Here is a 25900-nt window from a genome sequence, read left to right as displayed (position 1 = left end):
AACCCACTTTCAGTGGTTTCTTTCAGTCGGCTTTAGCCGAAACCCGCGAATTCCATTCGCAACCCAAACCTATGGACTTCCAGTCCATAGTCGTTTAGTCACGTTTCGTTAATCACAACCCCGCCCCCTCCCAATATGCGCTTGCTGCTAGGTATCTGGCTGACCCTCACGACCTGCACGGCTTGCGCCCAGGTCATCCTTCGCGGCCAGGTAGTAGACGCCGAAACCAACCAGCCCATTCCCAACGCGCAGGTGGGCGTGGCCGGCAACCGCATTGGCACCAGCACCAACGCCGATGGCCGCTTTGCGCTCAGCATTCCGACTCAATACCAGCGAGAACAGCTGGAAGTGGCCCTGTTGGGCTACCGCAAATACGCCCAGCTGCTGCCGTCGCTGCCCGGCCCGGAGCTGCGCATTGCCTTGCAAATCAGCCCGGCGGCGCTGGGGGAGGTGCAGGTCACGGCCTCGGTGCTGGGCATTGTGCGGGAAGCCGTGGCGCGCATTCCACGCAACTACCCCGTGCGCAACACCCGCCTCACGGGCTTCTACCGCGAGTCGGACAACGACCCCACCGGCCGGCCCCGCTACCTGGTGGAGGGCCTGCTCACGGTGTTTAAGGACCCATACCCACAGCGCACCGACGAGGGCGCCGTGCAGATTCGGCAGTCGCGCAAGGTGGACCTGCGGCCCCAGACGCTGGTGCGCGTCGACTGGGCGGGCGGGCCGTTTATTGCGCACAAGGCCGATTTTGTGCACGCCCGGGCCCAGTTCATCAGCCCCGCGCACTTCCGGCACTACGACTACCGCCTGGCCGCCGGCAGCACCTACGCCGACCGCCGCGTGTACGTAATCGAGTTCAACCCGAAGCGCGGCAACCGCCGGGCCGATTTTGCCGGCCGCCTGTACATCGACCAGGACAGCTACGCCTTCCTCGGGGCCGAGTGGCACTACACGCTCGCCGGCCTGCGCAGCGGCCTGCACCGGGCCGACTCGCGGGCCCTGCGCGTGGCCTACCAGCCCTACGCCGGCCGCTGGCACCTCAAAACCGTGTGGTGGCAAACCAGCTACCGCCCGCCCGTGGGCGAGCCGCTGCAATACTTCGGCGAGTTCCTGACCACGGCCATTGATACTGCCGGCATCAGCCAGCCTACCTACCAGGAGCGGGCGCAGTACTACGACGCCTTCCTGCACAACGCCGTGCCCTACGATTCGGCTTTCTGGCAGACCCAAACCACGCTGTTGCGCCCCGCCGCCCTGGAGCAGGCTCTGGACCAGCAGCGGCAGCAGCGCGCCGACTCGCTGTTTCGGCCGCGCGCCCAGCAGGTTCCCGCCGCGGCTGAGGCGGGAGTGCCGCCGGCCGCGCCCACCAGTGCAGCGTTTCGCTTGCTGAGTCGAATCCGTTATGGCGCGGCGCTGGGCGCGTGGCCGCTAGCGGTGCCGGGCGCCACGCTGGCCTTGGACTATGCTCCGGCTGGGTCGGGTTTTCGGGCGCAAAGCACCCGCAACGTTGCCGCGCAAAGCCTAACCGGCTGGTGGAATGCCGAATACCAGTTCGACCTGACCCCGGAGCTGGCCGTGCGCCTGGCCACGCGCCGGCTGTTCCGGCAGTTTTCGGGCGATGGCTGGGAAGCGGGCCTGAGCTACGAGCACAACCTCAACCCGCGCCGCCGGCCGCTGTTTGGCCGCGCCGGACTGGCGTACACCCGGCAGGCCGTGGCCCGCAGCCTGGGCACGTTTGAGAATGCCAGCGGCGGCGTGCGGGTGTCCGGCACCACCCTCAACGCCGCCGAGCTGGGCCTGCAACTGCAATCCACCTTCGATGCCGTGCAGCCCAAGCTGGGCCTGGGGCTGGAGCTAAGCCATAAGATTGAGCTGGTGGCCGACCTAGGCTACTTGCTGCCGCTACGCAGCCGCACCCAGTTGGTGCTGAGTGAAAAGAGCGGCTTTTTCTTAACTCGCAGCTCAGCCGCCATCGATTTGCCGAGCCCCGCCGTAAGCCTGCGAGTCAACGAGCAGGCCACCGCCACCGTGCCCTGGCAGCAGCGCCGCTGGCTGCTCAGCTTCGGGCTGCTGTACCGGCTGCGCTAGGGCGGCTCGTTAGCGTCGTTTCTTATTGATACAGAAGGTTGTTAGAATGTCAGATAAACCTCAGAAACTATCCGCCTCGTTTTTCCAGCGGCCCGATGTGCTGCAGATTGCCCGTGAGCTGCTGGGCAAGCACCTTTACACCAACGTAGACGGCATCCTGACCGCTGGCCGGGTGGTGGAAACCGAAGCCTACCGGCACGAGGGCGACCATTCTATGACCATGCACCTGCAGCGCAAGCGCCAGCAGGCCCAGGGCCTGTACGTGCCCGGTGGCCGCGCCTACATCTACACCGTCTACAATAAGTACGCGCTGTTCAACATCGCCACCCACGACGCCGACCATCCCGACACCGTGCTCATCCGCGCGGTAGAGCCGACCATTGGGGTGGAGGCCATGCTGCACCGTCGCGGCCTAGAGGCCCCCAAACGCGCCCTCACCGCCGGCCCCGGCGTCATGAGCCAGGCCCTGGGCATCACCCCCGCCCTCACCGGCCTGCCCGTCACCGGCGACGTGCTCTGGTTTGAAGACCACGGCGAAGCGGTGGCAGACGCTGCGGTCGTAGCCAGCTCCCGCGTCGGCTTGGAGTACGCGGGTCCGGAGGCATCCGGGCTGCCCTGGCGGTTCCGGTTGCGCAACAACCCGTGGACCAGCCCGGCGAAGTAGGTAAGCCTTCGTTTCGCTTACTCGGAAAATGCGAATAGTCATACTATCCAGACCCTTCTACGACCTTAGCGTTGAATTAGAAACGACCTATAGCGGAGTTCACGAAACTCATCCCCACGAGGTGTTTTATAAACTTTGATTACTGAACCAGTTTATTAAACTCAACTTAGGATACTGAGCGAGTTTGTATGGTTAGCAAGCTCATGTATGCAGTGGTCCAGGGAAAGAAGCGATAACGTGCTGCGAGAAACCTCTTTGTTCTCGGGCAACCACGCGTTCCTTTTCTGCATCTGGTACCTGCTCCCCTATCCTGAAGTTACCTCTCTCAGCTGAGCGCTATGTCTTACCGAATGAAGCCCCAAATAAGTCTACTGTGCTTACCACTCCTTTTTGCGGCGAGCAGCTTGTTTGCCCAGACCAGCACGTCCGACCCGAAGCCCTCGCAGGCGGTGGTGGAGTACCTGAATAGATTCCAACTAATCATAAAGAAAGAAGCGCTGTATGCTGATTCCATCAATTGGGGTCAGTTAAGCCGCGAGGTCACGGAAAAATCACGGGGCCTGGTAACTTTAAAGGAATGTCGGCCCGTCATCGACCACATCCTGCGCACGCTCCGAAACGCCGGCGACAAGCATTCTTTTTTCATGCCGAAGGAAAAAGTCGCCAGCGAAGCCTCTTCCAGCAATAATGGTAAGCAAGCCGAAAGTCGTTACTTGGGCGATGGCGTCGGATACCTCAAAATTCCGGCGTTCACTTCGTTTGACTCGTCGGCAAGACGGGCCTTTACCCAAAGCATACGGAGCCAGATTGAGGCGCTGCAAACCCAAAATAAACTAACGGGGTGAGTGGTCGACTTGCGGCACAATGTAGGCGGTGCCGCACCCCCCATGATAAACGGGCTCCAGCCGCTCTTGGGCGAAGGGATTTATGGCTACTACATCTTCCCTAGGCGCGCGATTATGAAGGCGATGCCGCAGTACGTCTGGAGCGGCAAGGAAAAGGAGCCGCGAGCCGGTAAAGCGGCCAAAACGCAGCAGCAGCAGGTAGCGGTTCTGATTGACTCGCTGACCGCGAGCAGCGGCGAGATGGTCGCCATCTCCTTCAAGGGGCGGAGCAACGCCAAGTTCTTCGGTCAGCCTTCGGCGGGGTATACCACCGGCAACGGAACATACAAGCTTTCGGATGGGGCGTACCTGTTTTTGGCGACCGGCTACATGGCGGATAAAAACCGGAACACGTATTTGCCCAACATCGCCCCGGATGTGGTGGTGGAGTACTCGCCAGCTGGGGCCCAAGACAAGACGATAGAAGCAGCCAAAAAGTGGTTGCTGGAGGCAAAGTAGCATTACTGATTTCCCTCTTCCTTAAGCGGCTACCATAGGCAGCAGCAAGACAACGCGGTAGTTGTAGCCCATAAGCGAGGATTAGTGATAGGCTAAACGAGAAAGCCCGGCACGTTCACGAAAACGGCCCCAAGGTAAACGCCCTTCGGCTGTTTCGGGGCAATGCCGTCACTGAAAGCAAGTTTGTAACTCGCCCGCAGAGAGGCTACCGCCAAGGCGAGTTGCAAACTCGCTTTACAATTGACGCGCAGTCGCCGCTGCGCTTATACTGCGGCCATCTGCATGTGCAAAAGCTCCGGTGCCTTTCCTTGAATAGACTCACTGCCTGCCTTGTTCAACTTTGGAACTGTCCTGTTTGCCCGGGATTACCTTCTTCACCAGAAGCACAAGTTTCTCTACCACAAAACCAATTCCCAATCCGGCCACTGCACAGGCCAGTGCCTTCGCCAGCCAGGCCACGGCCGGAAGGTGGGCCAAGGACTGGGCTAAATCGTCCAGCAAATGACTGGTGACTGGAATGCCGTGGGCGATGATTTCGGCCCCGACCCAGAGCATGGCCGCCGTGCCCACATAGCTCAAGATGCTCAGGAAGCGCGGCATGAATTTCACGATACCGCGCCCTAGTTTTTGCGTCGCGGGGTGGTATTTATCCTGGGCCAGGTGTACGCCGATGTCGTCGGCCTTCACAATGAGCCCCACGAAGCCGTACACGGCCACGGTAATAAAAACCGCCACGGCCAGCATGACGATAATTTGGTTGACAATTGCCTGCCCCGCTACTTGGCTATAAGCAATGGCCATGATTTCGGCCGACAGGATGATGTCGGTGCGAACGGCCCCCGCCACCCGCTGCTGTTCCAGCTCCTCCGGCGTAATCTTTTCGAGCTGCTCGCTTTCTGCATCCACCGCGGGGTGTTTGCTGAACATGGAATGCACCTTCTCATAGCCTTCGAAGCACAAATAAGCCCCGCCCAGCATTAGAATGGGCGTGATGGCCCACGGTGCAAAATACCCCAGCACCAAGGCCGCTGGCGTCAGGATGAATAGTTTGTTGATGAGGGACTTTTTCGCAATCTGGAAAATAATCGAGAGCTCGCGGGAGGGGTCGAGGCCCACGACGTACTTGGGCGTCACGGCCGTGTCGTCGATGACAATGCCGGACACTTTGCCGGTGGTTTTGGCCACCTGCGCTGGCACGTCGTCCAGGCTCGCCGCGCTGGCTTTTACCAACGCGGAAACATCATCTAGTAAAGCAAAAAGACCGGAAGCCATGGGCGGTTATTGGGGGCGAGATAGAAATTTCGTTAGTAGGGGAGGGCGCGGCGTTGCTTACGCAGCCGGCAAAATAAGGTAGGCACAGATGGGTGTCGGGCTTTCAGGACCAACGGCTCCCTCTGTTTATATGGATGCACACCAGCTGGCTCAAAGCCATTTTCAAGAGCATAGGGTACGCTGCTGCGCTTATACGGCGGCCAAGGGCAAATGCCCATTCGAAGCTGACTCCCACCCAATCCCAATTCACCCGTACGGGTTCGGATGCTTAATTTCCAGCCAGCGGTCGGGGCGGTCCAGGGGCTCGTAGCCGAAGCGTTGGTAGAGGGTGTGGGCGTCGAAGGTGGCGAGCAGGTGGCGGCGCAAGTTTTGCAGGTCGGGGTGGGCCAGCATCTGCTTCACCAGCCACTTGGCGAGGCCGTGGCCGCGGTGCTCGGGCAGCACAAACACGTCGCAGAGCCAGGCGAAAGTGGCGCGGTCCGTCACCACGCGGCAGAAGCCGGCCTGGCGGCCGTCGGGGGCGTAGAGGCCGAAGTTGAGGGAGTGGGCAATGGCGCGCTCCACGGTGGCCCGGGAAATGTTGCGCGCCCAGTACGACTCGTTGCTGAGCCAGCCGTGCACGGCGGCCACGTCGAGCCGGCTGGGGTCGGTGCTGAGAACGTAGCCCGTGGAATGGATTTCAGTGATGAATTCGGACATTAGCAGAAGCAGGGGGTGAATGCGCCGCAAGCTACCACCGGCTGCGGCGCGGCGCGGGGGCGGCATCCGGACTTCCTGAGGCTTCGTTTGTTATGAAAATCCAGTCGACTTTCCTTTCTCGTTTTTGCCTCTCCTCATGAAATTTCTACGCAACACCGCGCTGGCCTTGTTGGCCGCGGGGCTCCCGCTGGCCGCCTACGCTCAGGCCCCGGCCCTCACCACGTTTCCGGTGGGCACCGCCACGGTCACGGCCTCGGCCCTCACCACCGGCCTCGACCACGTGTGGGAGCTTGTCTGGGGCCCCGACAATTTCCTGTGGATGACGGAGCGCGGCGGCCGCATCAGCCGCGTGAACCCGGCCACCGGCCAGGTACTGCCCCTGCTCACGCTGCCCGACGTGACGCCCACCGGCGAAAGCGGCCTGCTGGGCATGGCCCTGCACCCGGACTTTGCCACCACGCCCCACGTGTTTGTGGTGTACAACTACACCGACGCCGGCAGCCTGAAGGAGAAAGTGGTGCGCTACACCTACTCGGCCGCGGCCAATAGCCTCACGGCGCCGGTGGTGGTGCTCGGCAACATTCCGGCCACCACCACGCACAGCGGCTCGCGCCTGCTCATTCTGCCCGACCGTACTCTGCTCGTGACCACCGGCGACGCCCAGATGCTTCCCGAAGCCCAGAACCGCGCCTCCCTCAACGGCAAGATTCTGCGCCTGAACCTCGACGGCACCGTGCCGGCCGACAACCCCACGGCGGGCAGTATGGTCTACACCCTGGGCCACCGCAACCCCCAGGGCCTGGTGCGCCTGCCCGACGGCCGCCTCTACAGCTCGGAGCACGGCCCTAGCAACGACGACGAAATCAACAAAATAGAGCCCAACCGCAACTACGGCTGGCCCAACGTGGAGGGCGCCTGCGACCTGCCCGGCGAAGCTGCATTCTGCGCCGCCAACAACGTACGCGAGCCCCTCACCACTTGGACGCCCACCATCGCGCCCGCCGGCCTCACCTACTACGACCACCCGGCCATTCCCGGCTGGCGCGGCAGCCTGCTGCTGGCCACCCTTAAAAACCAGCAATTGGTGCAACTGCCCCTTAACGCGGCCGGCGACGCCATCACCGCGCGCCCCGTGTTTCTGACCTCGGCTTTTGGGCGGCTGCGGGCCATCTGCGTGTCGCCGGAGGGCCGGGTGTACCTCGGCAGCAGCAACGGGGGCAGCGACCGGATTCTCACCCTGGAAAACCGCGCCTTTGTGGCCTCGGCCACCCGGGCGGCCAATGCATTTGCCTTTGACCTGTTTCCGAACCCGGCCCGGCGCCAGGCCACGCTGCGCCTGCCCATGGCCAACGCCCGCGTCACGGTGCGCGACCTGCTGGGCCGGGCGGTGCTTACGCTGCCACGGGCCGGCACCACCGCCGTGCTGGACCTGACGGGCCTGCGGGCCGGCAGCTACTCCGTGCAGGTGGAAGGCGCCGCGGGCAGCGCCACGCGCCAGCTGCTGGTGGACTAGGCGCAGCTGGCCGGCCGGCCGCGCCTAGTCCAGGCGGTGGCGCTGGTTCCGGACGGCGTTCTGCAGCGTCCAGGGCATGGCGTGCTGGAAGGGGTGCTGGCGCACGGGGCACTCGGTCATCAGGCACAAGGAGCACGCGGCAAACGTGCAGGGGTCGGCGTGCACAAACATCTCCACGTCCACCGCAAACCGCTCCTTGATAAGCTCTTCGATGTCGTATAGCTGGGAGTGCACCTCTTCGAGGGTGAAATAATACGGCATCTGCATGTGGCAGTCGATGTGCAGGTTGGCGCCGTAGCGCTGCACGCGCAGGTTGTGCACGTCTATCCAGGGGGCGCGGCGTCGGGCCTGCAGCTCCTCAATTACCTCGGTCACAATGGCCGTGTCGGTCTCGTCCATTAGGCCCGACACCGAGCGGCGCACCATGCGCCAGCCGTTCACCAGAATGAAGCCGCCCAGCAGCAGGGCCGCGCCGGAGTCGAACTGCACCATGCCGGTGGCGGCCACTAGCAGTAGCGCCGCCGCCGACACAATAGACGTGAGGGCGTCGAGGTACAGGTGCTGGCCGTCGCCCACCAGCGCCACCGATTTCAGCTCCTTGCCGTTGCGCACCAGCAGCAGGCCCACGCCCAGGTTCACCACGGCGGTGCCGGCCATCAGCAGCACGCCCCAGTCGGCGCGGCCCACCGGGTGCGGGTGCAGGAAGCTAAGCGTGGCGCTGTAGAGGATGTAGGCCCCCGCAATGACGATGAGGGCGCCCTCGAATCCCACCGACAGGTATTCCACTTTGCCGTGGCCATAGGGGTGATTTTCGTCCTTGGGCAGCTCGGCCAGGTACAAGCTGTAGAAGGCGAACCCGCTGGTGAAGACGTTGATGATGCTCTCCAGCGCATCGGTGAGCACGGCCTGGGAGCGGGTGAGGTGGTAGGCGTAAAACTTAATGGCCAGTAGCCCGGCGCTCACCACGAGGGAGAGCAGGCCGAGGCGGCGCTTGGTTTGGGAGGGCGTCATGCAAAGCGGAGTTCGGGGCAAAGGTCGGGCCAGCGGCGCCAAACATCGGGCGGGCCCATCCGGAATCTGCCCCCAGACCGCAACAGCTGGCTTCAAATAGGCCGCATTTCGGTGAAAATAAAAATCGCCGGCGGGGTGAAACCTTTTATTAAATTTCCGGTATTTAAGGCAGTCGAAAATAATTTTTAGACTGCCCTAAAAATTCCGTACATTTGCTTTGAACCAAGATATTAACGTGCCTCCTTCCACCCTCACCGATTCCCAATTGCCGGCACCCGAGGCGGGCTGGCGCAAGCCGCGCAACGCCCCGTCGCTGCGGGAAGTGTACGGTTCCATCAAAGTGCCGCCGGCCAGTGCCTCGTTCTGGCGCAAGCTGTTTGCCTTCTGGGGGCCGGGCCTGATGGTGGCCGTGGGCTACATGGACCCCGGCAACTGGGCCACCGACCTAGCCGGCGGCTCGCGCTACGGCTACACGCTGCTGTCGGTGATTTTGATTTCCAACCTGTTCGCCATGCTGCTGCAGCACCTGTCGGTCAAGTTGGGCATCGTGACGGGCCGCGACCTGGCGCAGGCCTGCCGCGACCACTACTCCAAGCCAGTGGCCATGGTGCTCTGGTTTCTGTGCGAGGTGGCCATCGCCGCCTGCGATTTGGCCGAAGTCATCGGCTCGGCCATTGCCCTGAATCTGCTCTTCGGCCTGCCGCTCACCTGGGGCGTGGTGCTCACGGTGCTCGACGTGCTGGTGGTGCTCTATTTCCAAAACAAGGGCTTCCGCGTGATTGAGAGCATCGTGGCCGGCCTCACCGTCATCATCTTCGGGTGCTTTGTCTACGAAATCATTGTCTCGAACCCCGATTACTACGCCATGCTCGGCGGCCTGGTGCCCCGGCCCGAAATCGTGACCAACCCGCAGATGCTCTACATCGCCATCGGCATCTTGGGCGCCACCGTCATGCCGCACAACCTGTACCTGCACTCCAGCATCGTGCAAACCCGGCAGATTGAGCAGACCGTACCCGGCAAGCGCATGGCCATCAAGTTTGCTACCATCGACTCCACGGTGGCGCTGTTCCTGGCCTTCTTCGTGAACGCCGCCATTCTCGTGACCGCTGCCGCCACCTTCCACAAAACGGGCCGCTACGACGTGGCCGACATCAACGACGCCCACCAGCTGCTCACGCCGGTGCTGGGCGCGGGCGCGGCCAGCATGCTCTTCGCCGTGGCCCTGCTGGCGTCCGGCCAAAACTCCACGCTCACCGGCACGCTGGCCGGGCAGATTGTGATGGAAGGCTTCCTCAACATCCGGCTTAAGCCCTGGCTGCGCCGGCTGCTCACACGCAGCATTGCCGTGGTGCCGGCCCTCATCGTCACGCTCATCTACGGCGAGAAGGGCACCGGCCAGCTGCTGGTGCTCAGTCAGGTTATCCTCTCGCTGCAGCTCAGCTTTGCGGTGGTGCCGCTGGTGCTCTTCACCAGCAGCAAGGCCAAGATGGGCGTGTTCGTGAACGGGCCCGCGGTGCAGGTTCTAGCCTGGACAGTGTCAGGCATCATCATCGTCCTGAACGTGTACCTGCTCTGGCAAACTTTCACGGGGGCCTGATAACGGTTGTTCTGCTAATAAGTTAAGCTATTCGATTGATGAAATACCTGCTACTATTCCTGTTACTGCCGCAGCTGCTATTGGCCCAGACGGGCACCGTGCGCGGCACGGTGCGTGACCGCGACGGCCGGGGTGTGCCCTTTGCCAGCGTGGCCGTGACCGGCCTGCCGCTGGGCGCCACCGCCGGCGAAACCGGTACGTTCACGCTGCCGGGTCTGCCCGTGGGGCCGCTCACCCTGGTGGCCTCGGCGGTGGGCTATGAGCCGGTGCAGCGCGCCCTCACGGTCGTGGCCGGCCAGACCCAGACTGTCACGCTCACCCTCAGCGGGGGGCAGGCGCTGGGCGAAGTCGTGGTGTCGGGCACGCTGAACCCGGTGGCCCGGCTGGAATCGGCGGTGCCGGTGGAGGTGTACAACCCCACCTACTTCAAGAAAAACCCCACGCCGTCGGTGTTCGAGGCGCTGCAAACCGTGAATGGTGTGCGGCCCCAGCTCAACTGCAACGTGTGCAACACCGGCGACATCCACATTAATGGCCTGGAAGGGCCCTACACCATGATTCTGCTCGACGGGATGCCCATCGTGAGCGGCCTGAGCACGGTGTACGGCCTGACGGGCATCCCCAACAGCCTGGTCGAGCGCATCGAAATCGTGAAAGGCCCGGCCTCCACGCTCTACGGCTCGGAGGCCGTGGGCGGCCTCATCAACATCATCACCAAAAACCCCGAGAAAGCCGCCGACGTGGCCGCCGACGCTTTCGTGACCGGCTGGGGCGAGCTGAATATGGACCTGGCGCTGAAAGCCAAAATGGGCAAGGTAACGTCGCTGCTGGGCGTGAACGGCTTTGTCTATGACCGGCCCATTGACCGCAACGGCGACGGCTTCACGGACGTGACTTTGGCTAAGCGCATCTCGGTGTTCGATAAGCTGACGCTGGCCCGGCCCGAGGGCCGCGTGGCCTCGCTGGCCGCCCGCTACCTCTACGAAAACCGTTGGGGCGGGCAGGTGCAGTGGACGCCCGAGTTCCGGGGCGGCGACAGCATCTATGCCGAGTCCATCTACACCAACCGGGCCGAAATCATCGGCGCTTACCAGCTGCCGATTCGGAGCCAGAACGTGCAGCTGAGCACCTCGCTCAATACCCACCACCAGAACTCGGTGTACGGCACCACGGTGTACCAGGCCCAGCAGAACATTGCCTTCGGACAGCTCACCAGCACCCGGCAGCTGGGCCGCAACCAGCTGCTGCTGGGCGCCGCGCTGCGCTACACCTACGACGACGACAACACCCCCGCCACCGCCACCGCCGATGTGCAAACCCCGCGCAACCTGGCCTCGCAGACCTGGCTGCCGGGCGTGTTCGCGCAGAACGAGCTGCGTTTCGACGAGCGCCATACGCTGCTCACGGGCCTGCGCTACGACTACAACTCGCTGCACGGCAGCATCTTCACGCCCCGCGTCAACTACAAGTTCTCGCCCGACGCCCAGCAGACGTTCCGGCTGAGCGCCGGCAACGGCTACCGGGTGGTGAACGTGTTTACCGAAGACCACGCCTCGCTCACCGGGGCGCGGCAGGTGGTGTTTGGCGAGGCGCTGAAGCCCGAGCGCAGCTACAACGCCAACCTGAACTACCAGCGCCTGGTGCCGGTGGGTCAGGGCCTCATCGCCTTCGACGCCAGCGCGTTCTACACCTACTTCACGAACAAAATCACCCCCGACTACGAAACCAACCCCACCCAGCTGATTTACGACAACCTGCGCGGCCACGCTGTGTCGCGCGGCCTCACGCTGAACGCCGACTTCACGTTCGGCTTCCCGCTCAAGGCCATTCTGGGCGCCACGGTGCTCGATGTGTTTCAGGTGGAGCCCACCGCCGAGGGCGCGTCCGAACGCCGCCGCCAGCTGCTGACCGAGCGGTTCTCGGGTACGTATGCGCTGAGCTACACCTTCGCCCGAGCCGGCCTCAGCCTCGACTACACCGGCAACGTGTACGGCCCCATGCGGCTGCCGCTGCTGGGCCCCTCGGACCCCCGGCCCGAGTATTCGCCCACGTTCAGCATCCAGAACATTCAGGCCACCAAGCGCCTGGGGGCCAGCCTTGAAGTGTACGGTGGCGTGAAAAACCTGCTCAACTTCCGGCCCGACCGCCGCTCCATTGCCCGCGCCTTCGACCCCTTCGACAAGCAGGTGAGCTTTGATGGCGACGGGCGCGTGGTGCCCACCGCCAACAACCCCGACGGCCTGACCTTCGACCCCAGCTACGTGTACGCCTCCAACCAGGGCATCCGCGGCTTTCTGGGCCTGCGCTACACGCTGGTAAAGGGCAAGTAAGCCAGACAGAGTTAAAAGTTGAGAGTTAAAAGTTAAAATTCAGATTAGCAAATTTTTAACTTTTAACTCTCAATTTTTAACTTCCTGCATAAACGTACAATAACCCCGGGACCCGCTGTAACCAACACACCATGTTCCTCCTCCGCTACGCCCTGTCGCTCTTGCTGCTCCTGGCCCTGGGCAGTAGCCGCCCGCCCAAGCCCGCGCCTATTCGCTGGGTAGCGCCGCAGGCACTGGCCGACAGCCTGCGGGTGCGGCCGCGCCCAGTGCTGGTGTTTGTGCACACCACTTGGTGCCGCTACTGCAAGCTGCAGGAGCTGAGCACCTTCCGGAACCCGGACGTGGTGCGGCGCCTGAACGCGGGATACTATGCTGTCGCCCTCGATGCCGAAAGCCGCGCGCCCATTGCCTTTGGTGGAAAAACGTATCAGTTTCAAGCCACCGGGCCTGATACCGGGATTCATGCCCTGGCCCTGCTGCTGGCGCGCGACGAGCACGGTCAGACCGCCTACCCGACTACCGTGCTCCTCGACCAGCAGCTGCGGGTGCGGGGCCGCTGGACCGGGCTGCTAAAGCCGACGGGCCTCCTTGCCGCGCTGACTCAGCAGGCCCGCGAAACTGCCCCAGTGCCGGGACGTTAGCCATCGGAAGCGGACTTGTTGCGTAGAAGCGGCCATGAAACAACTTTTCGCCCTGATGGGCCTGTTGACGCTGCCCGGCTTTGCTTGGGCGCAGGACGCGCCAAAAGCCTCACCCTACGACTCGGCTCATTTCAGCTGGCGCAAGCCCGTGCCGCGCAACCGGCTGCGCGAAATGCAGCCCGACCGCCCTGGCGTCACGGAAAGCCCCTTTACGGTAGATGCCGGGCATATGCACGTAGAAATTGACGCCCTGCGTCTGAGCAACAGCGGCACGGGCAAGGCCGAGCAGCAGCGCGACTGGTCGGTGGCCTACACCTTGCTGAAGCTGGGCCTGGGCCGCCGCACCGACGTGCAGCTGGAGCTGCCTGTGTACGCCGTGGCCAAGCGGCGCCCCACCGGCACCCGCGAGTGGCAGGACCGCCACACCGGCTTCGGCGACGTGGGCGTGCGCCTCAAGCACAACTTTCTGGGCGAGGCGCAGGACGGCTCGTTTGCCTTGGCGGCCATCGGCTTCGTGCGCCTGCCCACCGGCGGCACCACCGGCACCGGGGGCACCGAATACGGCCTGATAGTGCCCGTCGACTTTGAACTGAGCAGCAAAGCCAACCTGGAAATCCAGATGATGGCCGCCGGGCTTTACAACCGCGAGGCCGGCCGCTACCTGAGCCTGACGCCTTCCATCGCGCTGGAATACGATTTTTTCGAGAAGCTGGGCCTGATAACCGAAGCCGTGGCGCAGTGGGACACCGCCGGGCGCCGCTGGGAACCCTCCGTCAACATCGCCCCCCTCCTCAAGCTCGCCCCCAACGTTCAGCTCGACGCCGGCACCCACCTGGCCCTGAGCCGCCTGGCCGACCGGCAATACTTCGCCGGCATTACGCTAAGACGGTGAGGACAGTTGGCAGCGAGTAGCTGAGCTCCGCACCTTGCCTCTTTTCCGCAAACCACTTCCCGAAGAGTGCAGCAGTAAACAAGAGAACGTGTCATTGCGAGCGTAGCGCGGCAATCCGTCCTGTCAATACGACTCTCCTTATTTTGTGAAAAGCCCCGCACCAGCACTGGCCTTGGGGCTTTTGAGTAGCCTTCATTACACTTTAGGTCTGGTTCCAAAGGCAAGATGGATTGTTTCACTGCGTTCGCAATGACAAGCTGCTGACGGTTGCCTGCAAACCCGTACCTTTGCCCCGTCAAGGTGCCAGACCCCAATTGCGGGGCGCGGCTGAAAAGGGAATCCGGTTTAATGCCGGAGCTGTCCCCGCAACTGTACGCTCCATATCGGGGTAGGCCTCAATGCCACTGTTCGCGCTTGGTTTTCAACCCGAAAACCAGCGCAATGAATGGGAAGGCGGCCCACCCGGCGGAGCAAGCCAGGAGACCTGCCCGGACATTCACAGGTTCAGCATTCGCGGAGGACGAATGGAGAAAGAAAGCAGCAGCAGCCTTCGGGAAGCTGATTTATCAACTGTTTTTCGGCCTCGGCCCGGCGGTAGTTTTCTTCTGTTTGAAGCAAGCTGCGGTGGGTTTTGAATCGAATTTTCTTTATCGAAAATTTGATTCGGATGCGTTTTGTCTTTTTTAATCCGGCCGCGTGGCGGTCCGGACTGCTGCTGGCGCTCCTGGCCAGTGCCGGCGCGGCGGCTGCCCAGGCCCCGCCCGATTCGGCCCGTCTCAGCCAGCGCCTCCTCCGTCTGCCCGAGGTGCGAGTGCGTGCCATAGGCCCCGAGCGATTTGCCGTGGGCAGCCGCCGGCTGGAGCTGGACTCGGCCGTGCTGGCCCAGTACCGCGGCGGCAACCTGGCCGACGTGCTGCAGGCCCGCACCCCCATCGCCCTCAAGAATTATGGCCCCGGCCAGCTGGCCACCATTGCCCTGCGCGGCACCTCGGCCCAGCACACCGCCGTGCTCTGGAACGGCCTCAACATCATGTTGCCCACCCTGGGCCAAAATGACTTTGCCCTCTTGCCGGTGGGCGCCACCACGCGGGTGAGCATCCAGCCCGGGCCCGCCGCCGCGCTCTACGGCAGCGGCGCTGTGGGCGGCGCCGTGCTACTAAATAGCGACCCCGACTGGCGGCCCGGCTTCCACGGCAGCGTGCAGGCCGATGCCGGCAGCTTCGGCCTGCGGGGCGGCAGCCTGGAGGCACGGACGGCCACGCCCACGGTAGCGGTGCGCATAGCCAGCAGCTACCGCGAAGCCCAGAATAACTACTCCTACGTACTGCGCGAAGCCCGCGGCCCCGTACGCTACACCCTGCGCAACGCGGCGTTGCGCCACCAGTGGAGCATCAGCCCCGACGTGGCGTGGCGCGTGGGCACGGCTGGCGAAGTAACCGCCGCCGCCTGGCTCACCGATACCGACCGCGAAATCCAGTCGGGCGTGAACGTGACCGGCAGCCAGGCCGAAGAGCGCGACCAGAGCCGCCGCCTGGTGCTGGGCTACCGGCACGTGGCCGCCCGGCGGCAGTGGGCCGTGCGCGGCGCCTGGTTCGAAGATATCCTCAACTATCGCGATGGCGGCGCCCCCAGCAATTCCCGCGTGCGCACCACCCAGGCCCAGGCCGAGCACACCGCCGCGCTGGGTGCCCGCGGCAGCTTGCGCCTCGGCGCCGAGGCCCAGCACTTCAGTGCGTTGGTAAGCGGCTACGGCACCACCGAAGTAGCGGAAAGCCGCGCCGCCGCCTTTGCCCTGCTGCGCTACGACCCCCGCCCCGGCCTGCGCCTCTCGGCCAACCTGCGCCAGGCGGCTTTGCCCGCGGGCCTGGCCCCACTCACGCCCACTGCCGGCCTGGAGTGGGACCTGTTGCAAATTGGCAACGATACCCTCAGCCGTTCCCTCACGCAGTCCCTCGCCGCCAAGGCCAGCGCCGCCCGCAGCTACCGCGCCCCCACCCTGAACGAGCGGTACTGGCTGCCCGGCGGCAACCCCGACCTGCGCTCTGAGTCGGGCGTAGGCTACGAGGCCGGCCTGCGCCACCGCTTGGCGTGGCCCGGTGGCCTCACGGCCGAAACCGAGCTCACCGCCTTCCGGCAGGACGTGGACGATTGGGTACAGTGGCTGCCCAGCACCAGCACCGGCATCTGGAGCCCGCGCAACCTGCGCCAGGTGCGCAGCCAGGGCGTGGAAGCCAGCACGGCCCTGCGCCTGCGCCAAGGCCGCTACGCGGGCGGCGTGCAACTAGCCTATCACTTTACCGACACCCGCAAAACCCAGGGCACTGCCGCCGACTCCGACCCCGTGGGCGTGCAGCTGGCGTTTGTGCCGCAGCACCAGGCCAGCTTCAGCACCGACCACCGCTGGCGCGAGTGGCTGGTGAGCAGCACGGTTGCCTTCACCAGCTTCCGCTACGTCAACGCGTCGGGCACCGATTATTTGCCGGGCACCGGGCTGTTGGGGGCCACGCTGGGGCGCACGCTGCGCGGCCCTGCCGACATGGGCCTGCTTGTGCTGGTGCAGGCCACCAACCTGCTTAACCAGCGCTATGATACCTACCCTGGCCGCCCGGCTCCGCCCCGCGCCCTGAGCGCCAGCCTGCGCCTGAGCTGGCAGTAGGGAGAAAGGATTCCTGCTGAACGCGGCAGCTAGAAGGCAGTAAGTACTGTCCTTTCACCTGCCGCGCTCACACCTGGCAAACCGCCGTCCGCACTTTTCACGCATCTTTTTACCCATTCCATTTTTTGCCGGTCACGGCCGGCGCAATCCCCATGAAAAAACAAGTTATGCCCTTCCTCACGGCGTTGGCTTTGCTGACCGCGTGCGACCCCGACAAGGAAAAAGAAACGCCGGCCCCGGAAACCAATGGGGTGTTTGTGCTCAGCGAAGGCCAGTTCGGGGCCGGCGATGGTGCGGTGAGCATCTTCGACAAAGACACCAAGGCCCTGACAGTGGACGCGTTCGGGAGCGCCAATGGCGGGGCCAAGCTCGGCGACGTGGTGCAGAGCATGGGCGTGCAGGGCACCCGTGGCTACATCGTGGTCAATGCTTCGAACAAAATTGAAGTTGTGGACCTGCCCGGCTTCAAGACGGCGGGCACCATCAGCGGCATCGAGCAGCCGCGCTACTTCACGTCCACCTCCGCTACGCGGGGCTATGTCACGGGTTGGAAAGGTCCGTTCACCAATTACCTGCCCGGCACGCTTAGCATTCTCAACCTCACCACCAATACCGTGAGCAGCACCGTGACGGTGGGCCGCAACCCCGAGCAGCTGCTGGCCCTGGGCGGTAAAATCTACGTGCCCAACAGCCTCGACAACACCGTAACGGTAGTGGACGAAGCCAGCGGCGCGGTCTCATCAACCATCACCGTATCCGACGGCCCCAGGAGCATGGTAGCGGATAAAGACGGCAATATCTGGGTGCTCTGCTCGGGCTTCGTGACGTTCCTGAACGTGCCGCCCTTCACGGCCACCCGCGTGTCCAACGGTGCCCTCATTCGCTTCAACCCCGGCAGCCCGGCCACGCAAACCAAGCTGGCTTTCCCTAGCACCGGCAGCCCCAGCCAGCTGCGCATCAACCCCGCCAAAGACCAGTTGTTCTACAGTTTCGGCGGGGCCGAGTACCGCCTGCCCACCACGGCCACGGCCCTGCCCACGGCACCCTTCATCCGGCGCAGCTTTACGGGCTTTGCCATCGACCCGCGCGACAACACCGTGTACGGCGGCATTTCGCCCAGCTTCAGCAGCAATGGCCGCTTCATCCGCTACCAGCCCTCGGGCGTGGCCATCGATTCCTTCACTGTGAAGGTGGGCCCCAACGGTTTCGTGTTTTACTAATATCTGCTGCACAGCGTCAGCTATAAATTCGTCCTCCCTTTCCCAATTCTTTTCTGCAAAAAAGGCAAAAGGCCCATACCGCGCGGTATGGGCCTTTTTGTGTGCGAAAACCCTTGGTACCCGTGCGACGCCGTCAGGGTGTTAGCGGGTTATCAGTCAGTAGTTTTCATACTGATGAAAGAAGCACGCCGTCATGGCGGAACCAGGCGTTCAGCGGCGAGGGGATGCTTCCCTCGGGACGCCAGATAAGCGTGACGGAGTTCGTTCTAACGGTTGGTTAGTCGGCGATACCGTCGTGGTTACGGTCTGTGGCTTCGCCAGCGGCTTTATAGAGGTCGCGGCCGGTCACGGTGCGGGCCGTGTCGCGCACGAGGCCGGCAGTAGCCGAGTCGCCGCCGACAACACCGACGCCGTCGGCAACGTGGCTGTCTTTGTTGCGGCCGCGCTCCACGTTGGTGTCGCCTTCCTTGGTGCCGGAGCTGCAGGCGCTAAGGGTGGCAGTGAGAATACAGGCCACGGCGAAGGGGCGGAGGAGTTGTTGGAACTTCATGAAATAGCGTAAGGGAAAGAGTTGGAATTGAGCGACACCGCAAGGTAGAAAATTAACGCGCTGCGGCGCAACCGAACCCCGGGGGCCGGATGCGGTTGTAGCGGCAGGGGCGCCCTTCGGGTTGCGTTTGCTCCCGTATACTTTTACTTTTGTCTTGATGACCACTACAATTCATTTGCCGGCAGAAGTGCCGAGTCCCGCTTTCACCTATGCCGAGTTTCGGGCGTTAGTGGGCACATTGGCCGCTGAGCGCCGCACCAGCGGCCCCGACCAAAGCCCGGGCCTGATACGCTACACCGACCAGAACCAGGCGCACCTCGACCGGGCCTACGTCGTGCCGCTCGTGCCCGAGCTGGTTGACAAAATCCGTGAGCTGCCCCAGCCGGAGCAGTGGCTGGTGCTGGGCGAGGCCTGGTGCGGCGACACGGCCCATCTGCTCCCCACGCTGGCGCACCTGGCGGAGGAAAGTGCCGGCAAAATTCAGCTGCACCTGCTGCTGCGCTCCGACCACCCCGACTTGATGGCCGCGCACCAGACCAACGGCGGCAACAGCATTCCCAAGCTCGTCCGGCGCGATGCCGCCTCCGGAGCCGACCTGGGCGACTGGGGCCCGCGCCCGGCCGCCGCGCAACAGCTGGCAAAAGAGCTGCACGCCGATAAAGATTTGCATGTCAATGCAATAATCAAAACCATGAACGCTTGGTACGAGGCCGACAACGGCCAGGCCATGCAGCAGGAATTGCTGGCCCAGTTGGGGTAGGGGAGTAGCGAACCCAAATTATTCCCTATTTTCACCTTCCCAAATTTTTACTGAATGCCGCTGCCACTCCGCCGTCGTCTCGAAAAAAAGCTGGCTGCCTACCCGTGGCGGCAGGTAGGGGTGTTGGCGGGCGTCAGCTTAGTGTTGGCACTAATGCTGGTTGGTTATCTGTTTGGAAGTAGTGACCATTTTTTTAGTCGACTTTTTTCTGCTTTTCTCGTACTGTTCTGGCTGCTGGCTGTTACGTTCCTGGCCGTAGTGCCGTTCGTGACGTGGGCCACCGGGCATTGGTTTGGCCGGGGCTGGGCGGAGGTTTCTACCCCCGTGCCGCGTCCGCGCCGGGCGGCGCCCGCTTCTGCAGCAGCTCGTTCCTATTCTCCACCGGCCCCCTCACGGCGGCCCGAAACACGTTAAAGCCCTTGAAAACCAACCTACTGCATATCAAAAACATGGTGTGCCCCCGGTGCGTCGAAGCCGTGCACAACCTGTTGGAGCGCGCCGGCTACCGGACCACCGCCGTGACCCTGGGCGTAGCCGAGCTCGACGAGGCCACGCCCGCCGACCTCGAAACCGTGGCCCCGCTACTCGAAGCCGCGGGCTTTGAGCTGCTGATGGGCCGCGCCGAGCAGCTCACCGAACAGATTAAAACCGTGCTGGCCGATTACCTTGAGCACCTGCGCACGGCCCGCTCACCCCTCACCACGTCGGCTTTTCTCACCGACCGGTTTGCGGCTACTTATTCGCACCTGAGCAAGGTGTTTTCGCGCACCGCGCACCTCACCATCGAGAAATACCTCATTCGCCTCAAAATTGAGCGCGTGAAGGAAATGCTCAGCTACGGCGAGCTGACCCTCAACCAGATAGCCGACCAGATGCGCTACAGTTCGGGCCAGCACCTGAGCAACCAGTTCCGCCAGGTCACGGGCTATTCCGTGAGCGAGTTCCGCCGCCTGATGCTGCCCGAACGCGTGTCGCTCGATGCACTCACCTAGGCTTATTCCATTAAATTGAACGCAAAAAAGGCGACCCTGCAAAGGGCCGCCTTTTTCTTTGTCTATTAAGATGTTAGGCGGCGTAGGCGCGGCAGGCTTCCAGACAGGCTTTGCAGGCAGCGGCGCACTGCTGGCAGTGGTCGTGCTTGTGCTGGACGCACTCGTCGTGGCATTTCTGGCAAATTTCCATGCACTCTTTAAGCACGTGCTGGGCGTGGTCGGAGCCGCGGGCAATGAAGGCGGCCGTGAGGCGGCAGATGTCGGCGCAGTCGCGGTCAAGGCGAATGCAGGGCACCATCATCTTAATATCCTCTTCATCGAGGCATACATCGGCGCACATTTCGCAGGCCGCAATGCAGCGGCTGAGTGCGTCAATCACGGCGCGGTTGTCTTTGCGGGTGCGGGGGGAAGCAGTGGGGCTGTTCATCAGGAAAGGGTTTTGGTGAAAAAGCACTTCTTATCCAATGTTTTACGGGGATGCCGGAAGTAAAGCCATGCAGAATTCGCGTTGCGACCCAACAGAATTTAGGCGTCTGCTTGTTTCCGTCCCTTGTGCGTGGCCAGTCCGCCGTTGTGGGCTGATGGCGGCAGCTCATGCCGGGTACCATACCAAGAAACCCAAAGGAAAGCCGCACCACCGTCAACTATGGCCGACCTTTGCCCGAAATGAACCCTGGCCCCCTTTGCTGGGTTAGTTGCTGCCGTGTCCACTGTCTCTCCTCGCATCCTGCTCCTCACGCCGCCGCTCACGCAGCTCAATACCCCGTACCCGGCCACGGCCTACATCAAGGGTTTTTTGGGGGGGCGAGGCTACCAAGTAACACAGGCCGATATGGGCTTGCAGCTGGTGTTGCGGCTGTTTTCGGTAGAGGGACTAAAGCAGGTTTTTGCCGAAATTGAAGCCGGAGATTTCGACCTGAGCGACAACGCCAAGCGCATGCTGCGCCTGCAAAACCGCTACCTGTCCACCATCACGCCCGTCGTCCGGTTCCTGCAAAACAAGGACCTCACGCTGGCCCCGCGCATCTGCCACGGCCGCTTTTTGCCCGAAGCCAGCCGCTTCGACAACGTGGCCGACCTGGAAACCGCCTTCGGCACCATGGGCCTCACCGACCAGGCCCGCCACCTGGCCACGCTCTACCTCGAAGACCTCGCCGACCTCATCAAGGAAACCGTGGGGCCGCACTTCGGCTTCTCGCGCTATGCCGAAAAGCTGGCCCTTTCCGCCACCAGCTTCGAGCCCCTGCACCAAGCCCTGGCAGCTGCGCCCAACCTGCTGGACCGCCTGCTACTGGAAGAGCTGGACGCCCTCATGGCCCGCGTGCAGCCCGATGTAGTGGGCTTCACCGTGCCCTTTCCCGGCAACCTCTACGGGGCCTTGCGGCTAGCCAAGCGCATCAAGGAAACCAGCCCCGCCACGCGCACCATCATGGGCGGTGGCTACCCCAACACGGAGCTGCGCACCATTCAGGAGCCGCGCTTTTTCGATTACATCGATTATTTGACCCTGGACGACGGCGAAGGCCCGTGGCTGCGCTTGTTGTCAGCTATTAGCTGTCAGCTGTCAGCTGTTAGCTCTCACGCAGAAATAACCAATCAAATAGAAGAAGCTAATGGCTATCAGCTACCAGCTACCAGCTTGAAACAATTGCAGCGCACGTTTCATAGAAACAACTGGGGCGAAGTCGAGTACATCAACCACCCGCACCCCGACGTGCCGCACCACGAAGTGGGCACGCCCGACTACTCCGACCTGCCCCTGACTGAGTACCTCTCGGTGCTGGAAGTACTGAATCCCATGCACCGCCTTTGGAGCGACGGCCGCTGGAACAAGCTCACCGTGGCCCACGGCTGCTATTGGAAGCGCTGCTCATTCTGCGACGTCACCCTTGACTACATTTCCCGGTACGAAACCGCGCCCAGCACGCTGCTGGTCGACCGCATCGAGCAGATTATCCAGCAGACCGGCCAGACTGGCTTCCACTTCGTGGACGAAGCTGCCCCGCCCCTGGCCCTGCGCGACCTGGCCGTGGAATTGCTGAAGCGCCGCGTGGCTATCACTTGGTGGGGCAACATTCGCTTCGAAAAGACCTTTTCACCCGACCTCTGCCGCCTCTTGGCCGCTTCGGGTTGCATCGCCATCTCGGGCGGCCTGGAAGTCGCCTCCGACCGCCTCCTCGCGCTCATGGAAAAAGGCGTCACCATTGCCCAAGTGGCCCGCGTCACCGACGGCTTCACCCAAGCCGGCATCATGGTGCACGCCTACCTGATGTACGGCTTCCCCACCCAAACCGCGCAGGAAACCGTGGACAGCCTCGAAGTGGTGCGCCAATTGTTTGCCGCCGGCGTGGTGCAAAGCGGCTACTGGCACCGCTTCTCGATGACGGCCCACTCGCCCGTAGGGAAGAATCCGGCCAAGTACCAGGTAGCCGCCATTGGCCCCGAGCCCGAAGGATTTGCCTGGAACGACCTCTGGCACGACGACCCGCTGGGCACCGACCACGAAGCATTTGGCTCCGGCCTGGCCAAGTCGCTCTACAACTACCTGCACGGCGTGAATCTGGATGAGCCCCTGAGCTTTTGGTTCGACTTCAAAACGCCCCGGCCCACCACGCCGCGCCACCTCGTGCAACACGCCCTGCAGGCCCCCGAAAAACCCGACTTCGCTAAACAAAACCAGCGCCTGTTCTGGCTCGGCAACGTGCCGGAACTCCGCATCGAGCAGGGCAAAAAGGCCCCCCGCGCCATCCTCACCTGCTACGAGCAGGCCGAGGACTTTGAGGTAAAAACCCCCGAGGGCACCGGCCGCTGGCTGCACCAGCTGCTCACCCAACTCAGCCACGACTACGACACCAAAGTGCTACTCAAAGAAGCTGCCGCAAGTTTCCCGGCAGGAGAGGGGTCGTTCGATGCTTTCCTGCAAAGCCCGGCGTGGCAGCTCCTACGGGAAAAGGGCTTGCTGCTCATTTAGCGCAGGGTTTCGCAGGGCAAACAGAGGCCTCCAAAGCTTTACCTTACTGTAACCCAGCGAAACCTTTTTTCTCCTGGCGAAACCTTGCACTTCGCTACTGCCCACGCAGCCATTCCACCACCTCTTTTGGCAGTCCGGGGCCGAAACGCGGGCTCAGCGCCTCGGGCATGAGCAAGTCGGGGCCCGTGCCGCGATAGGTGCGCACCGGGGCTCCACGCCGCCCGCCCAGCGCGTTGCGCATCAGCATGGCCCGTTGCGTTGCATTGCTGCCCCCATAGAGGGCCAGAATGGGCACCTGCTGCTTCCTCAACTCCCTTAGGGCCGTGCGCGTACCGGAACTCACGTTTACGTTCTGGGCAATAACAAACGCAGCCCGCGGAGCACCGGGGCCGGCCAGCATTTCGGCCAGGGCAGCGGCCCGCATCCCTGCCGCCCACACGCCAATGTTGGCAGTGTCGGCCCCAGGCGTGGCGCGAAGCACGTTCAAAGCCACTTGAAGGCGCGGGGTCTCCAACGGGGCGGAAGCGGAATCAACCGCCGGCAGCATGAGCACGATAATGCCTTCGCGGGCCAGTGCATCGGCCCAAAGCGCTGCTGCCGGGGTAGTTTCCGTATCGGGCAGCAAAGCCAGGGCGGCACCGGGCGTGCCCGTATCAGAGGGAGAGAAAAGCCACGCCGAACCCCCATCCTGCGCCAGCTCCTCTACCCGATACGTACTGGGCGTGGGCATGCCACGCTTTAGCAGAATAATTTCGACTTTGGCAGAGTCCAGGACCAAGGAACCACGCCAGAAATCACCGTCCAGCATTAGGGTCAGCACCTGAGCAGGCCGCGCCGGGCGCTGGAGGCGTAGCTGGTTATCATTGAAAAAAATAGTGTCCGCTACAAAGCTCAGCGTGCTGGTGGTAGGCACGGTGAACTCGGCTTCGTAGTGGCCGGGGCTGGGATGGCGGATGTCGAGCGCGGCGCGCATTTTGGGTTGTCCGGCAACAGTGATGCTTCCCTCGTAGTGGCCCACGGGTGGTGGGGTTGCAGTCCCGGCCTGGTCCTGCTGAGACTGGCAGCCCGTTAGGGAAAGCGCCAGCCACATCAGGCCCAGTACCCATGTGGCGGGGTTGCAGCGTGTCGGTAGGTGGCGCATCAGTGCAGGCATAGGCATTCCCAAAAGTAGGCAGTTTACCGCCCCGCCATGCCTTTACGCAAAATAAGGTCGGTTTGCACGTCCTGTCCCAGCCGGAACTCGTGCTGCCCAATTTCGCGGAACCCGAACCGCTGATAGAAAGCGCGGGCACGCTCGTTCTTCTCCCACACGCCCAGCACCACAGCGGAACAGTGCAACTGCTCGGCCAGGGCCAGAATCCCCCGCATCAAGGCTGCCCCCAAGCCAGTGCCCTGCCAGTCGTCGCGAACGTAGAGCCGCTCGATTTCCAGTCGGCCCGCCGCTTCTTGCCCATCCGTAAGGCCCAGCGGCGAGTTGTCGCGTAGCTTGGCGTAGCCCACCAGCTCAGCCTGCATGTGCGCCAGCAGAAAGGTGTTTTCGCGGTCTTGTAGTTCAGCCAGCTGAATGTCGGGACCAAAGTTGGCCGCCAGATAAGCATTCATGTCCGCTTGGGTATTGGTAGCGGCGAAAGTGTCCAGAAACGTCCGGCGGCCCAAGTCAGCTAGTTGGGCAGCGGTAACGGGGTTGGCCTTGGCCAGCGAAATGCGTAAAGGAGATGACATAAATACAAAGGTCGAACACTACCCGCCGATTTACAGCATTTCGTCGGCATCAGCGTCTCGGGACGTGCGGCCGCCGCGGCGCATCCGCAGCCCCATCCGCATCAGCAGCCCACAAGCCAACAAGCCCACTAAGTTTGCCGTCAGCTTCAGCGCGATAGGGCTCTGATAGCCCACCGTGTTCCAGCTATACACTCCTATGAACACTTTCATCAACAGCCCAACGCCCAGCATTACACCACTGAGCAGTAGCAACATGCCTACCAGGCGGCGCGTAGGAGGGGGAAGGGGAGCAGCCATTTCTATAGTTTCATACGCATCAGCAAACCTGGAGTTGGCAAGCCCGCGCCTAGCAGGTTGGGAATCCGGTTCTTTAGCGTAATTTTGACATGCCAAATAACCCCGCGAGAGTAGCTCAGTTGGTAGAGCATCAGCTTCCCAAGCTGAGGGTCGCGAGTTCGAACCTCGTTTCTCGCTCATTGATTAACAGCCACTTATCAGCAATGATAGGTGGCTGTTCCGCTTTTGGGTTAAACGTTAGTTTAGTCAACTTCAGATTAAGTATTGAGTGAGCCCATAAAAAAGCTTATGCCGCTGGCACTATACAATTGAAAGAATGCTTTGCTTGCAACAGATTATCTTTTGTCCAAAAGATGGATTCGGTCATTTTACGGGTACCAAATTGCACAGTATAAGTGCCCATAATAGTCGGAAAAATGCCGCTTAGCTCAACTGTAGCCACAGGCATATATTTAAACAAATAAGGTCGTTTAGCATTGAGGCAAGTACAACACTAAAACATTCGGGCCCATTTTGGTAGTAGGAATTGCCATAAAAGCGCAATGCCTGCCGCTGGTAAAAGCGGCAGGCATTGCAGTAGTAAGGTTGGCGGCGACCGACTCTCCCACCGGTGAAGGCAGTACCATAGGCGCACCGGGGCTTAACGGCTCTGTTCGGAATGGGAAGAGGTGAACACCCG

Annotated in this window: 22 protein-coding genes, 1 tRNA gene, 1 rRNA gene and 1 riboswitch; of the genes, 15 read left to right on the top strand and 9 right to left on the bottom strand. The window is 62.5% G+C overall.

Annotated elements, in window-relative coordinates; translation table 11 throughout:
* Nucleotides 1-135 precede the first annotated feature (135 nt).
* The 4 genes from BEN47_RS13800 (at nt 136) to BEN47_RS13785 (ending at nt 4095) form a co-directional block, all read left to right on the top strand.
* Nucleotides 136-2088 carry a carboxypeptidase-like regulatory domain-containing protein gene (locus tag BEN47_RS13800; RefSeq protein ID WP_070728980.1) on the top strand — a complete coding sequence of 651 codons (1953 nt, stop codon included), beginning with the start codon at nt 136-138 and terminating at the stop codon, nt 2086-2088.
* A gap of 46 nt (nt 2089-2134) precedes the next feature.
* A complete protein-coding gene (locus BEN47_RS13795; RefSeq protein ID WP_070728979.1) occupies nt 2135-2752 on the top strand; it encodes a DNA-3-methyladenine glycosylase in 618 nt (205 codons plus the stop codon).
* Nucleotides 2753-3156: 404 nt separating this feature from the next.
* Nucleotides 3157-3597, top strand: coding sequence for a hypothetical protein (locus tag BEN47_RS13790; protein WP_125921680.1), 441 nt, complete (start codon nt 3157-3159; stop codon nt 3595-3597).
* Nucleotides 3598-4095, top strand: a complete 498-nt coding sequence (locus BEN47_RS13785; protein ID WP_262490406.1) for a S41 family peptidase — start codon at nt 3598-3600, stop codon at nt 4093-4095.
* Between the two features lie 318 nt (nt 4096-4413).
* Here BEN47_RS13785 and BEN47_RS13780 read toward each other — a convergent pair whose 3' ends face one another.
* Together BEN47_RS13780 and BEN47_RS13775 are read right to left on the bottom strand one after the other, a co-directional pair.
* Nucleotides 4414-5367 carry a DUF808 domain-containing protein gene (locus BEN47_RS13780; protein ID WP_070728976.1) on the bottom strand — a complete coding sequence of 318 codons (954 nt, stop codon included), beginning with the start codon at nt 5365-5367 and terminating at the stop codon, nt 4414-4416.
* A 246-nt stretch (nt 5368-5613) separates the two neighbouring features.
* Nucleotides 5614-6066 carry a GNAT family N-acetyltransferase gene (locus BEN47_RS13775; protein WP_070728975.1) on the bottom strand — a complete coding sequence of 151 codons (453 nt, stop codon included), beginning with the start codon at nt 6064-6066 and terminating at the stop codon, nt 5614-5616.
* 136 nt (nt 6067-6202) lie between these two features.
* On the opposite strand from BEN47_RS13775, the gene BEN47_RS13770 reads away from it, so the two are divergent.
* Nucleotides 6203-7579, top strand: a complete 1377-nt coding sequence (locus BEN47_RS13770; RefSeq protein WP_070728974.1) for a PQQ-dependent sugar dehydrogenase — start codon at nt 6203-6205, stop codon at nt 7577-7579.
* Between the two features lie 24 nt (nt 7580-7603).
* Here the strand turns inward: BEN47_RS13770 and BEN47_RS13765 are convergent, their stop codons facing one another.
* Complete coding sequence (locus tag BEN47_RS13765; protein ID WP_070728973.1) at nt 7604-8590, bottom strand: cation diffusion facilitator family transporter; 987 nt, start codon at nt 8588-8590, stop codon at nt 7604-7606.
* A 235-nt stretch (nt 8591-8825) separates the two neighbouring features.
* Between BEN47_RS13765 and BEN47_RS13760 the strand changes: the two genes are divergently transcribed.
* The 6 genes from BEN47_RS13760 (at nt 8826) to BEN47_RS13735 (ending at nt 17929) form a co-directional block, all read left to right on the top strand.
* On the top strand, nt 8826-10190 hold the full coding sequence (locus BEN47_RS13760; RefSeq protein ID WP_070728983.1) for an Nramp family divalent metal transporter: 1365 nt from the start codon (nt 8826-8828) through the stop codon (nt 10188-10190).
* A gap of 38 nt (nt 10191-10228) precedes the next feature.
* Nucleotides 10229-12520, top strand: coding sequence for a TonB-dependent receptor (locus tag BEN47_RS13755; protein WP_070728972.1), 2292 nt, complete (start codon nt 10229-10231; stop codon nt 12518-12520).
* Nucleotides 12521-12651: 131 nt separating this feature from the next.
* On the top strand, nt 12652-13161 hold the full coding sequence (locus BEN47_RS13750) for a thioredoxin family protein (protein ID WP_070728971.1): 510 nt from the start codon (nt 12652-12654) through the stop codon (nt 13159-13161).
* A gap of 34 nt (nt 13162-13195) precedes the next feature.
* Complete coding sequence (locus BEN47_RS13745; RefSeq protein ID WP_083322422.1) at nt 13196-14053, top strand: transporter; 858 nt, start codon at nt 13196-13198, stop codon at nt 14051-14053.
* A 281-nt stretch (nt 14054-14334) separates the two neighbouring features.
* Nucleotides 14335-14559: riboswitch (cobalamin riboswitch) on the top strand.
* 161 nt (nt 14560-14720) lie between these two features.
* Nucleotides 14721-16709: a TonB-dependent receptor gene (locus BEN47_RS13740; protein ID WP_070728969.1), complete on the top strand. Its 1989-nt coding sequence runs from the start codon at nt 14721-14723 to the stop codon at nt 16707-16709.
* 152 nt (nt 16710-16861) lie between these two features.
* The gene (locus BEN47_RS13735) at nt 16862-17929 is read left to right on the top strand and encodes a DUF5074 domain-containing protein (protein ID WP_070728968.1); all 1068 of its coding nucleotides are present in this window, start codon (nt 16862-16864) and stop codon (nt 17927-17929) included.
* Between the two features lie 277 nt (nt 17930-18206).
* On the opposite strand, the gene BEN47_RS13730 is transcribed toward BEN47_RS13735, so the two are convergent.
* Nucleotides 18207-18479: a hypothetical protein gene (locus BEN47_RS13730; RefSeq protein ID WP_070728967.1), complete on the bottom strand. Its 273-nt coding sequence runs from the start codon at nt 18477-18479 to the stop codon at nt 18207-18209.
* Between the two features lie 157 nt (nt 18480-18636).
* On the opposite strand from BEN47_RS13730, the gene BEN47_RS13725 reads away from it, so the two are divergent.
* The gene (locus BEN47_RS13725) at nt 18637-19239 is read left to right on the top strand and encodes a thioredoxin family protein (protein ID WP_070728966.1); all 603 of its coding nucleotides are present in this window, start codon (nt 18637-18639) and stop codon (nt 19237-19239) included.
* 419 nt (nt 19240-19658) lie between these two features.
* Entirely contained in the window at nt 19659-20231 is a 573-nt protein-coding gene (locus BEN47_RS13720) for an AraC family transcriptional regulator (protein ID WP_125921679.1), read from the top strand.
* A gap of 73 nt (nt 20232-20304) precedes the next feature.
* Here BEN47_RS13720 and BEN47_RS13715 read toward each other — a convergent pair whose 3' ends face one another.
* Entirely contained in the window at nt 20305-20658 is a 354-nt protein-coding gene (locus BEN47_RS13715; RefSeq protein WP_070728981.1) for a four-helix bundle copper-binding protein, read from the bottom strand.
* Nucleotides 20659-20934: 276 nt separating this feature from the next.
* On the opposite strand from BEN47_RS13715, the gene BEN47_RS13710 reads away from it, so the two are divergent.
* On the top strand, nt 20935-23202 hold the full coding sequence (locus BEN47_RS13710; protein ID WP_070728965.1) for a B12-binding domain-containing radical SAM protein: 2268 nt from the start codon (nt 20935-20937) through the stop codon (nt 23200-23202).
* Nucleotides 23203-23296: 94 nt separating this feature from the next.
* Here BEN47_RS13710 and BEN47_RS13705 read toward each other — a convergent pair whose 3' ends face one another.
* The 3 genes from BEN47_RS13705 to BEN47_RS13695 are packed head-to-tail and all read right to left on the bottom strand — an operon-like array spanning nt 23297 to nt 25179.
* Nucleotides 23297-24355: a hypothetical protein gene (locus tag BEN47_RS13705; RefSeq protein ID WP_125921678.1), complete on the bottom strand. Its 1059-nt coding sequence runs from the start codon at nt 24353-24355 to the stop codon at nt 23297-23299.
* Nucleotides 24356-24378: 23 nt separating this feature from the next.
* Complete coding sequence (locus BEN47_RS13700; RefSeq protein WP_070728963.1) at nt 24379-24924, bottom strand: GNAT family N-acetyltransferase; 546 nt, start codon at nt 24922-24924, stop codon at nt 24379-24381.
* Nucleotides 24925-24954: 30 nt separating this feature from the next.
* Nucleotides 24955-25179, bottom strand: coding sequence for a hypothetical protein (locus tag BEN47_RS13695; RefSeq protein ID WP_070728962.1), 225 nt, complete (start codon nt 25177-25179; stop codon nt 24955-24957).
* Between the two features lie 146 nt (nt 25180-25325).
* Here BEN47_RS13695 and BEN47_RS13690 point away from each other — a divergent pair.
* A tRNA-Gly gene (locus BEN47_RS13690) sits at nt 25326-25398 on the top strand.
* Between the two features lie 406 nt (nt 25399-25804).
* On the opposite strand, the gene rrf is transcribed toward BEN47_RS13690, so the two are convergent.
* Nucleotides 25805-25900, bottom strand: a 5S ribosomal RNA gene (gene rrf, locus BEN47_RS13685); the annotation flags it as partial.

The sequence above is a fragment of the Hymenobacter lapidarius genome (assembly GCF_001816145.1).
Lineage (GTDB): Bacteria > Bacteroidota > Bacteroidia > Cytophagales > Hymenobacteraceae > Hymenobacter > Hymenobacter lapidarius.
Note: the sequence above shows the minus strand (reverse complement) of the source record. Positions and strands in the feature narration are given on the sequence as shown.

Bases quoted from the DNA above. Each gene is read 5' to 3' on its own strand.
- BEN47_RS13800 (WP_070728980.1), top strand. From the start codon at position 136: ATGCGCTTGCTGCTAGGTATCTGGCTGACCCTCACGACCTGCACGGCT.
- BEN47_RS13795 (WP_070728979.1), top strand. From the start codon at position 2,135: ATGTCAGATAAACCTCAGAAACTATCCGCCTCGTTTTTCCAGCGGCCC.
- BEN47_RS13780 (WP_070728976.1), bottom strand. From the start codon at position 5,367: ATGGCTTCCGGTCTTTTTGCTTTACTAGATGATGTTTCCGCGTTGGTA.
- BEN47_RS13775 (WP_070728975.1), bottom strand. From the start codon at position 6,066: ATGTCCGAATTCATCACTGAAATCCATTCCACGGGCTACGTTCTCAGC.
- BEN47_RS13770 (WP_070728974.1), top strand. From the start codon at position 6,203: ATGAAATTTCTACGCAACACCGCGCTGGCCTTGTTGGCCGCGGGGCTC.
- BEN47_RS13765 (WP_070728973.1), bottom strand. From the start codon at position 8,590: ATGACGCCCTCCCAAACCAAGCGCCGCCTCGGCCTGCTCTCCCTCGTG.
- BEN47_RS13755 (WP_070728972.1), top strand. From the start codon at position 10,229: ATGAAATACCTGCTACTATTCCTGTTACTGCCGCAGCTGCTATTGGCC.
- BEN47_RS13750 (WP_070728971.1), top strand. From the start codon at position 12,652: ATGTTCCTCCTCCGCTACGCCCTGTCGCTCTTGCTGCTCCTGGCCCTG.
- BEN47_RS13745 (WP_083322422.1), top strand. From the start codon at position 13,196: ATGAAACAACTTTTCGCCCTGATGGGCCTGTTGACGCTGCCCGGCTTT.
- BEN47_RS13740 (WP_070728969.1), top strand. From the start codon at position 14,721: ATGCGTTTTGTCTTTTTTAATCCGGCCGCGTGGCGGTCCGGACTGCTG.
- BEN47_RS13735 (WP_070728968.1), top strand. From the start codon at position 16,862: ATGAAAAAACAAGTTATGCCCTTCCTCACGGCGTTGGCTTTGCTGACC.
- BEN47_RS13730 (WP_070728967.1), bottom strand. From the start codon at position 18,479: ATGAAGTTCCAACAACTCCTCCGCCCCTTCGCCGTGGCCTGTATTCTC.
- BEN47_RS13725 (WP_070728966.1), top strand. From the start codon at position 18,637: ATGACCACTACAATTCATTTGCCGGCAGAAGTGCCGAGTCCCGCTTTC.
- BEN47_RS13715 (WP_070728981.1), bottom strand. From the start codon at position 20,658: ATGAACAGCCCCACTGCTTCCCCCCGCACCCGCAAAGACAACCGCGCC.
- BEN47_RS13705 (WP_125921678.1), bottom strand. From the start codon at position 24,355: ATGCCTGCACTGATGCGCCACCTACCGACACGCTGCAACCCCGCCACA.
- BEN47_RS13700 (WP_070728963.1), bottom strand. From the start codon at position 24,924: ATGTCATCTCCTTTACGCATTTCGCTGGCCAAGGCCAACCCCGTTACC.
- BEN47_RS13695 (WP_070728962.1), bottom strand. From the start codon at position 25,179: ATGTTGCTACTGCTCAGTGGTGTAATGCTGGGCGTTGGGCTGTTGATG.